Genomic DNA, 7,746 nt, shown 5'->3' with positions numbered 1-7,746 from the left:
GCACGAGCGGCCCAAGGGCTGCAATTTCGGCCCGCGCTGCCACCATTTCGTCGAGGGCGTCTGCAACGCCGCCGAAATCCCGATGATCGAGGTCGCGGGTCACGAAGGCCATTTCTCGCGCTGCGTGCGCTTTAACGAGATCGACTGGGAAGCATTGCCGCCCGGCGCCAAGAAGGTCAATGAGCGCGTCGTGCCCGGCGCGCCGGTGCTCAAGATCGAGGATCTCAGAAAATACTACAGGGTCGGCGGCAACGAGGTGTTCGGCTCGAGCGAGGGCCGCGTCGTCAAGGCCAACGAGACGATCTCGTTCATGGCGCGCGAATCCGAGACGGTTGCCATCGTCGGCGAATCCGGCTGCGGAAAGTCGACGCTGGCCAAGGTGCTGCTCGGGCTGGAGACGGCAACTGCCGGCACGGTGACGCTGGGCAACACGGAAATCCAGTCGACCGGCATCGAGAAACGGAGCGTCGACACGGTGTCGTCGATCCAGATGGTGTTCCAGAATCCGTTCGACACGCTCAATCCCAGCCATTCGGTCGGTTCGCAGATCATCCGCACGCTGGAGAAGTTCAACGTCGGCAAGACGGTTGCCGATCGCCGCAAGCGCATGCTGGAACTGCTCGACCTGGTGAAGCTGCCGCGGGCATTCGAAACCCGCAAGCCGCGCCAGCTATCGGGCGGCCAAAAGCAGCGCATCGGCGTGGCGCGCGCCTTTGCCGGTGACGCCAAGGTGGTGGTGGCCGACGAGCCGGTGTCGGCGCTCGACGTTTCGGTGCAGGCGGCGGTGACCGAACTGCTGATGGACATCCAGCGCAAGAACAAGACGACAATGCTGTTCATCAGCCATGATCTGTCGGTCGTGCGCTACATCGCCGACCGCGTCGTGGTCATGTATCTCGGCTATATTGTCGAGCAAGGCACGACCGACCAGATCTTCGCGCCGCCCTACCATCCCTATACCGAGGCACTGCTGTCGGCGATCCCGATCGCTGACACCAGCGTGGTCAAGCGGCACATCGTGCTGGAGGGCGACATTCCCTCGGCGATGAACCCACCGTCCGGCTGCCCGTTCCAGACCCGCTGCGGCTACAAGAAGCTGGTGCCTGACAATCTTTGCGAGACCAAGGTGCCACCGGTCAAGCATCTCGGCGGCGGCCATATGAGCCTGTGCTGGCTCTCCGACGACGTGCTGGCCAAGATGGAGCCGGTGATCAAGTTCGACAAGGAACACGCCGCGCACGAAGGCGTGCCGGATGACGCGCCGCACGGCGATGGCCCCGGTTTTGCCGGCACACCGCCAAAACGTCCGCGCGGCAAGACGGGCAGCGCGGCAGCCGATGCGGTGGGGCAGGCTGCCGAGGAGGCCGAAGCCGTTTCGAAAGCCCGCCGTCACGAGGTCCGCGACGAGGTTTCGGAAACCGGCCGTTCTCCAAAGCCGGGCAAGCCCAGGAAACCGAACTGACCGGCATCACGCAATTTCATATGCTGCGCCATGTGATGCGTGATGTTTGATGCTTGGAGGGAGGGCGAATTGTGAGAACGACACTTGCAATCGATGACGATGTCCTTCTTGCCGCCAAAGCTATGGCGCGGCAGCAGGATCGCAGTGTGGGCGAAGTCATTTCCGATCTGGTTCGCCGTTCGCTGCGTCCGCCGCAGGCGGGCGGTGAGCGTAACGGCATTCCCTTGCTTTCGTCGCGGCCCGGCGGGCCGATGGTCGATCTCGAAACGGTCAATGCGCTTCGCGACTAGCCGCGCTGGAACAGAGGATCTGGCAGGGTTGGGGATCTGTCGGCAGCAAGATGTCTTCCCTCGGTGGACCATCGCTGGCATTCGGGATTGGCTGGAGCCTCCCCAAACTTCGTCATCCTAGGGCGTAGCAGGAGCGAAGCTCCGTCGCGGAGACCCTGGGATCCATGCCGCGACCTCAGCCGAGGGCGCAGCGGAGCACAATTTCTGCCTGCGGCGGCGATTTGAAGTCGCGGCATGGATCCTCGGGTCTGCGCTGCGTCGCTGCGCTCCTTGCTCCGCCCGTGGATGACGAAGCGATGAGCGTTTGCCGCTAGTCGGCAAGGCATGCCGTCCATCAGCGGTTGGTTGAAATGCTCATGCCCGGAATTAGTTCAGTTGCCGCACTCGCTCAGTTGCTGCGCGTAGTCCCGCGCCATCTTGTCGGTGGCCCGGGCATAGCCCTGGACGCCGGCATCGCCCCGGTTGCCGCGGCCATAGGCGGTCCAGCCGAGATAATAGGCGAGATAGAGGTTGTAGGTGTCGTTGCGGGCGACGCCATACGTGTCTGCCGTTTTGGAATGATACCAGCCGACAAAGTCGACGGCGTCGGCGAATTTCGTCCGCCGAGCCGCCCAGTTGCCGGTCTCGCGCTGATATTGCGACCAGGTGCCGTCCAACGCCTGCGAAAAGCCGGTGGCCGACGAGACATGCTTCCACGGAATGAAGCCGAGCAGTTTGGTGCGCGGCGGCCTTGCATTGCTCTTGAAACCGGATTCCTTGCGGACCGTCGCCATCAGCACGGGAACGGGGATGCCGTATTTCTGTTGTGTGCGCTCGGCGGCCGACTGCCAGTTGTCGAACCAGCCGTCATTCTGGTCGAAGACGGCACAGACATTGTTGATGTGGCTGGGCGGCGTGGCGCAGGCCGAAAGCGCCAGCAGCACGCAAACCGCACCAATTTTACTAAAACTCGAACTACGCATTGGCGCAGCAATAGGCCGAAATCATAAAGGGAATCTTGCAGCGTCCGTTAACGCTTCGCCCAAGCAGTCGCTTGAGGGAATTTGTGTCGGTAATCCGACGTATTTCGTCGCTTTCTCTAAATAGATATTACAGAAATGCCGCCGTGGCTAAAATCGCGCCCGAAAACGGCGTATTTCTGACAGCTTGCCCGGTTTGCCGGGGCTTTGATGCCGGGCATGAACGAACCAAGACGCAAACGCGGCGCCGAGCGCACCAGCAACAGGGGCCCGTCGGCCATCCCGCAACTGCCGCTCAGGCGGGTGACAAATCCCTATCCGCCAATGGCTATGCTGTCGCCCGACCAGATCGAGCAGATCCACCAGGCGTCGATGCACATATTGGAGAATTTCGGCATCGAAGTGATGAGCCCGCGGGCGCTGTCGCTGTTCGAGAAGGCTGGCGCCAGGGTCGATCATGCATCGGCGAATGTCCGCATCGATCGCGGCCTGATCGAAGACGTGCTGAAGACCACGCAGTCCAGCTATGTGTTGAAGCCGCGCAATCCGGCCAACGCGGTTCATCTGGGCGGCAACACCATCAATTTCACCCTCGTCGCCGGGCCGCCGAATGTGCACGATATGGAGCGCGGCCGCCGTGCCGGCAATTTGCGCGACTATTCGGATCTGACCCGGCTGGCGCAGCATTTCAACTGCATCCACATGCTCGGCAACCAGGTCTGCGCACCGGTGGAGCTGCCGGCAAACTCCCGCCATCTCGACACCTACTTCACCAATCTGACGCTGACCGACAAGAGTTTCCATGTCTCGGCCATCGGCAGGGGCAGGGCGCTTGACGGGATCGAGATGATGGCGATTTCGCGCGGGCTGACGCTCGACCAGATGCGCGACGATCCCGGCATCACCACCATCATCTCGGTCAACTCGCCGCGCCGCTTCGACGAGATGATGGCCGAGGGCCTGATGACCATGGCCGAGTTCGGCCAGTCGGTGGCGGTGACGCCGTTCACGCTGATGGGGGCGATGAGCCCGGTGACGCTGGCCGGGGCGCTGGCGCAGCAGAACGCCGAGGCGCTGTTCGGCGTCGTGCTGACGCAGCTTGTCCGTCCGGGCGCGCCGGTCATGTATGGCGCCTTCACCTCCAATGTCGACATGAAGTCCGGCGCGCCGGCCTTCGGCACGCCGGAGAACACCAAGGCCAACATCGCGTCGGGCCAACTGGCGCGGCGCTACGGGTTGCCGTACCGCACGACGCCGGGCTCGGCCTCCAATGCCGCCGACGCGCAAGGCGCCTATGAGACGCTGATGGCGCTGTGGGGCGCGGTGCTCGGCCACGGCAACCTCGTCTATCACGCCGCCGGCTGGCAGGAGGGCGGGCTGACGGCGTCGTTCGAAAAACTCATCATCGATGTCGAGATGATCCAGCACATGATGGAGTTCCTGCGCCCGATCGAGGTCAACGAGGCCGAGCTCGCCGTCGAAGCCCTGGGTGCGGTGCCGACCGGCGGCCATTTCTTCGGCGAACCGCACACGCTGGAGCGCTACGCCACCGCCTTCTACCAGCCGATGCTGTCCAACTGGCAGAATTACGAGGCCTGGCAGGAAGCCGGCGGTCTCGACGCGACGGCGCGCGCGACGCGGCTGTGGAAGAAGGCGCTGGAAGACTATGTCGAGCCGGTGATCGATATCGCCGTGCGCGAGGCGCTGGAGGCTTACATGGCCAGGCGCAAGGAAGCGATCGGGCAGGGCGAGCCGTGATCGTTCCCAGCTTGAATCCACTCACCCATCCAACTCACTGATAACAGAGCAAAACTCATGAAATCGCATGCAAAGGTCGTGGTCATTGGCGGTGGCGTCGTCGGGTGCTCCGTGCTGTTCCATCTCGCCCGCCACGGCTGGACCGATGTTGTCCTGCTGGAGCGCGACGAATTGACGTCCGGCTCGACCTGGCACGCGGCCGGCGGCATGCACACCATCAATGGCGACCCCAACGTCGCCAAGCTGCAGAAATACACCATCAACCTCTACAAGGAGATCGAGGAGCTTTCCGGCCAGGCGACCGGCGTGCATCTGACGGGTGGCGTGCTTTTGGCGGCAACCGAGGCGCGGCTCGACTGGCTGCGCGGTGTCGTCGCCAAGGGCCGTTATCTCGGCATCGAGCTCGAGGAGATCTCGCCCAACGAAGCGGCCGAACTGATGCCGCTGCTCGATCCCAAGCAGTTCGTCGGCGCGGTCAGGAACAAGGAGGACGGCCATCTCGATCCCTCAGGCGTCACCCATGCCTATGCCAAGGCCGCGCGGAAACTTGGGGCGGAAGTGGAGCGCTTCACCAAGGTCGAGGACATCGTGCGGCGGCCCGACGGGCTGTGGCGCGTCATCACCAACAAGGGCGACGTGGTGGCCGAGCATGTCGTCAATGCCGGCGGCCTGTGGGCGCGCGAGGTCGGCCGCATGGTTGGTCTGGAACTGCCGGTGCTTGCCATGGAGCACATGTACCTGATCACCGAGGACATGCCTGAGGTCGCCGCCTGGAATGCCAAGACCGGCACCGAGATCATCCATGCGGTCGATTTCGACGGCGAGCTTTACCTGCGCCAGGAGCGCGGCGGCATGCTGATGGGCACCTATGAGAAGGCCAACAAGCCGTGGTCCGAATACCAGACGCCATGGAATTTCGGCCATGAATTGCTGGAGCCGGACATCGACCGCATCGCGCCGTCGCTGGAGGTCGGCTTCCGCCATTTCCCCGCCTTCCAGAACACCGGTATCAAGCAGATCATCAACGGGCCTTTCACCTTTGCGCCGGACGGCAACCCACTGGTCGGGCCGGTGCGCGGCCTGCCGGGCTTCTGGGTCGCCTGCGGTGTCATGGCCGGGTTTTCGCAAGGCGGCGGCGTCGGCCTCGCTTTGTCGAACTGGATGATCGAGGGCGATCCCGGCGCCGATATCTGGGCGATGGATGTCGCGCGCTACGGCGACTGGGCGACGATGGCCTACACCAACGCCAAGGTGCGCGAGAATTATTCCAGGCGCTTTTCGATCCGCTTCCCCAATGAGGAGCTGCCAGCCGGGCGGCCGCTGAAGACGACGCCGATCTATGATCTGCTGTCTGTCAAGGGTGCGCAATGGGGCGTTGCCTATGGGCTGGAAGTGCCGCTGTGGTACGCGCCGGAAGGCGTCAAGGACGAGTTCTCGTGGCGCCGCTCGAGCGACTTCACGCAGGTCGCCAAGGAGGTCGCGACGGTTCGTGACAGTGTCGGCCTGTCCGAGATTTCGAGCTTCGCCAAATACAAGGTGACGGGTGAGGGGGCGGCCGCCTGGCTCGACCGGATGCTTGCCTGCAAACTGCCGAAACCCGGCCGCATGACGCTGGCGCCGATGCTGAAGCAGGACGGCAGGCTGATCGGCGACTTCACGCTGGCCAATCTGGGGGAGGATGGCTGGTTCCTCGCCGGCTCCGGCATCGCCGAGCAATACCACATGCGCTGGTTCGAGAAGCACCTGCCTGACGATGGATCGGTCCGCATCGAAGCGCTGGGCTCGAGGCTCACCGGTCTGTCGATCGCCGGTCCGAAGGCGCGGGATGTGCTGGCAAAGGCCACGCGCTCGGATGTCTCCAACGCGGCATTTTCCTTCATGGCCATTGGCCGGATGGATGTCGGCATGGCGCCGTGCCTGGTCGGCCGCGTGAGCTATACCGGCGATCTCGGCTACGAAATCTGGGTGGCGCCGGAATACCAGCGCGCCGCCTATCAAGCGCTGATGGCGGCGGGCGAGGAATTCGGCATCGGCCTGTTCGGCTCGCGCGCCCTCAATGCGCTGCGGCTGGACAAGAATTACGGCTCATGGGGGCGCGAGTACCGGCCGATCTACGGGCCGCTGGAAGCGGGGCTCGACCGCTTCGTTGCTTACGGCAAGGACGCCGATTTCATCGGCAAGGCCGCGGCGCTGGCCGAGCGCAGGCAGGGCGGCAAATTGCGCCTGCGCGCCTTTATCGTCGATGCCGACGATGCCGATGTCATTGGCGACGAGCCGATCTGGTTCGATGGCGCCGTGCGCGGCTGGGTGACGTCGGGCGGCTATGCACATCATTCGAAGAAGTCCGTCGCCGTCGGCTATGTGCCGAAGGAGATCGCCGATGAGAGCGACGGCTTCGAAATCGAGCTGCTGGGCAAGCGCCATACGGCACGCATGCAGGCGGTGCCGCTTTTCGACGCCAATTTCGAACGGATGCGTGCCTGAAGCGCTTCGGCTTCGCCGATGCGCTTCAGATACCTGTTTTGTGCATGTCGTTGTCCCAAAATCGCTGGGCACTTTTGGGTGACATGCACTAGTCACGCCCCTTCTTCTGGGCGTCAGGCGCTGCGGCGGTTGTCCAGCGCGAAGGCGCCGGCGCCGGCAAACACCAGATAGAGGAAGATGAAGCAGAACGAGATCGCCGAATCGCCGCCATTGTTGACCGGGAAGAAGTCGCGCGGCATGTGCGCCATGAAATAGGCGATCGCCATTTCGCCGGCCAGAAGGAATGCCACGGGCCGCGTGAACAGGCCCAGCGCCAGCAGGATGCCGCCAGCGAATTCGAGGATGGCGGCGGTCACGGTCAGCCCGGAAAGGGCGTGGGGATCGGCGCTGACGGGGAAGTTGAACAGTTTCTGGCTGCCATGCTCGATGAACTGCAGCGCGGTCATGATGCGCAACACGCCGAGCGCCTGCGGCTGGTATCTGGAGAGGCTTTCGAAAAGCTTCATAACGACTCCATTTTTCAATCCGCCCGGCCATAGATTATCACCCAGGAATGGACCATTCACTTCCCACGGCCTGCCGTCAACAATCGGTGATTGGAATGTTCCCCAATTGACCTTTCATATTTTTCCCGCAAGGGTTGCAGTCCTATCGTTATGGTTGTATGGTGCGGACACTCTAGAAATGTGGGTTCCCTTTGCCATGAAAAAAGCCGCCATCAGCCTCTTCGCAATCCTTGCAGGCACCAGCTTCGCCATGGCCGAGGACGCCGGCTGTGAGGCGTTCAAGTGGC

Annotated in this window: 6 protein-coding genes and 1 pseudogene; 5 read left to right on the top strand and 2 right to left on the bottom strand. The window is 63.1% G+C overall.

The genetic code is table 11. The features are described from left to right. Positions 1-1,462 (top strand): oligopeptide/dipeptide ABC transporter ATP-binding protein (locus EOB49_RS37685; protein ID WP_245472740.1); only part of this gene is annotated, 1,462 nt, incomplete at its 5' end. Positions 1,463-1,533: 71 nt separating this feature from the next. Further along, positions 1,534-1,752, top strand: coding sequence for a CopG family transcriptional regulator (locus EOB49_RS17925; RefSeq protein ID WP_127270554.1), 219 nt, complete (start codon positions 1,534-1,536; stop codon positions 1,750-1,752). A 371-nt stretch (positions 1,753-2,123) separates the two neighbouring features. Here the strand turns inward: EOB49_RS17925 and EOB49_RS17915 are convergent, their stop codons facing one another. Then, positions 2,124-2,714, bottom strand: coding sequence for a transglycosylase SLT domain-containing protein (locus tag EOB49_RS17915; protein WP_127270553.1), 591 nt, complete (start codon positions 2,712-2,714; stop codon positions 2,124-2,126). A gap of 216 nt (positions 2,715-2,930) precedes the next feature. Between EOB49_RS17915 and EOB49_RS17910 the strand changes: the two genes are divergently transcribed. Continuing rightward, complete coding sequence (locus EOB49_RS17910) at positions 2,931-4,469, top strand: trimethylamine methyltransferase family protein (protein ID WP_164781721.1); 1,539 nt, start codon at positions 2,931-2,933, stop codon at positions 4,467-4,469. A 57-nt stretch (positions 4,470-4,526) separates the two neighbouring features. After that, positions 4,527-6,953, top strand: a complete 2,427-nt coding sequence (locus EOB49_RS17905; protein ID WP_127381761.1) for an FAD-dependent oxidoreductase — start codon at positions 4,527-4,529, stop codon at positions 6,951-6,953. A gap of 113 nt (positions 6,954-7,066) precedes the next feature. On the opposite strand, the gene EOB49_RS17900 is transcribed toward EOB49_RS17905, so the two are convergent. Beyond that, positions 7,067-7,459, bottom strand: coding sequence for a DoxX family protein (locus EOB49_RS17900; protein ID WP_127381760.1), 393 nt, complete (start codon positions 7,457-7,459; stop codon positions 7,067-7,069). A gap of 106 nt (positions 7,460-7,565) precedes the next feature. Here EOB49_RS17900 and EOB49_RS36950 point away from each other — a divergent pair. Next, positions 7,566-7,746 (top strand): annotated as a pseudogene (locus EOB49_RS36950) (hypothetical protein); the annotation flags it as partial.

It is taken from the genome of Mesorhizobium sp. M7A.F.Ca.MR.148.00.0.0 (assembly GCF_003997735.1).
Taxonomy (GTDB): domain Bacteria; phylum Pseudomonadota; class Alphaproteobacteria; order Rhizobiales; family Rhizobiaceae; genus Mesorhizobium.
Note: the sequence above shows the minus strand (reverse complement) of the source record. Positions and strands in the feature narration are given on the sequence as shown.

Coding starts and splice junctions, on each gene's coding strand:
- EOB49_RS17915 (WP_127270553.1), bottom strand. CDS start 2,714: ATGCGTAGTTCGAGTTTTAGTAAAATTGGTGCGGTTTGCGTGCTGCTG.
- EOB49_RS17910 (WP_164781721.1), top strand. CDS start 2,931: ATGAACGAACCAAGACGCAAACGCGGCGCCGAGCGCACCAGCAACAGG.
- EOB49_RS17905 (WP_127381761.1), top strand. CDS start 4,527: ATGAAATCGCATGCAAAGGTCGTGGTCATTGGCGGTGGCGTCGTCGGG.
- EOB49_RS17900 (WP_127381760.1), bottom strand. CDS start 7,459: ATGAAGCTTTTCGAAAGCCTCTCCAGATACCAGCCGCAGGCGCTCGGC.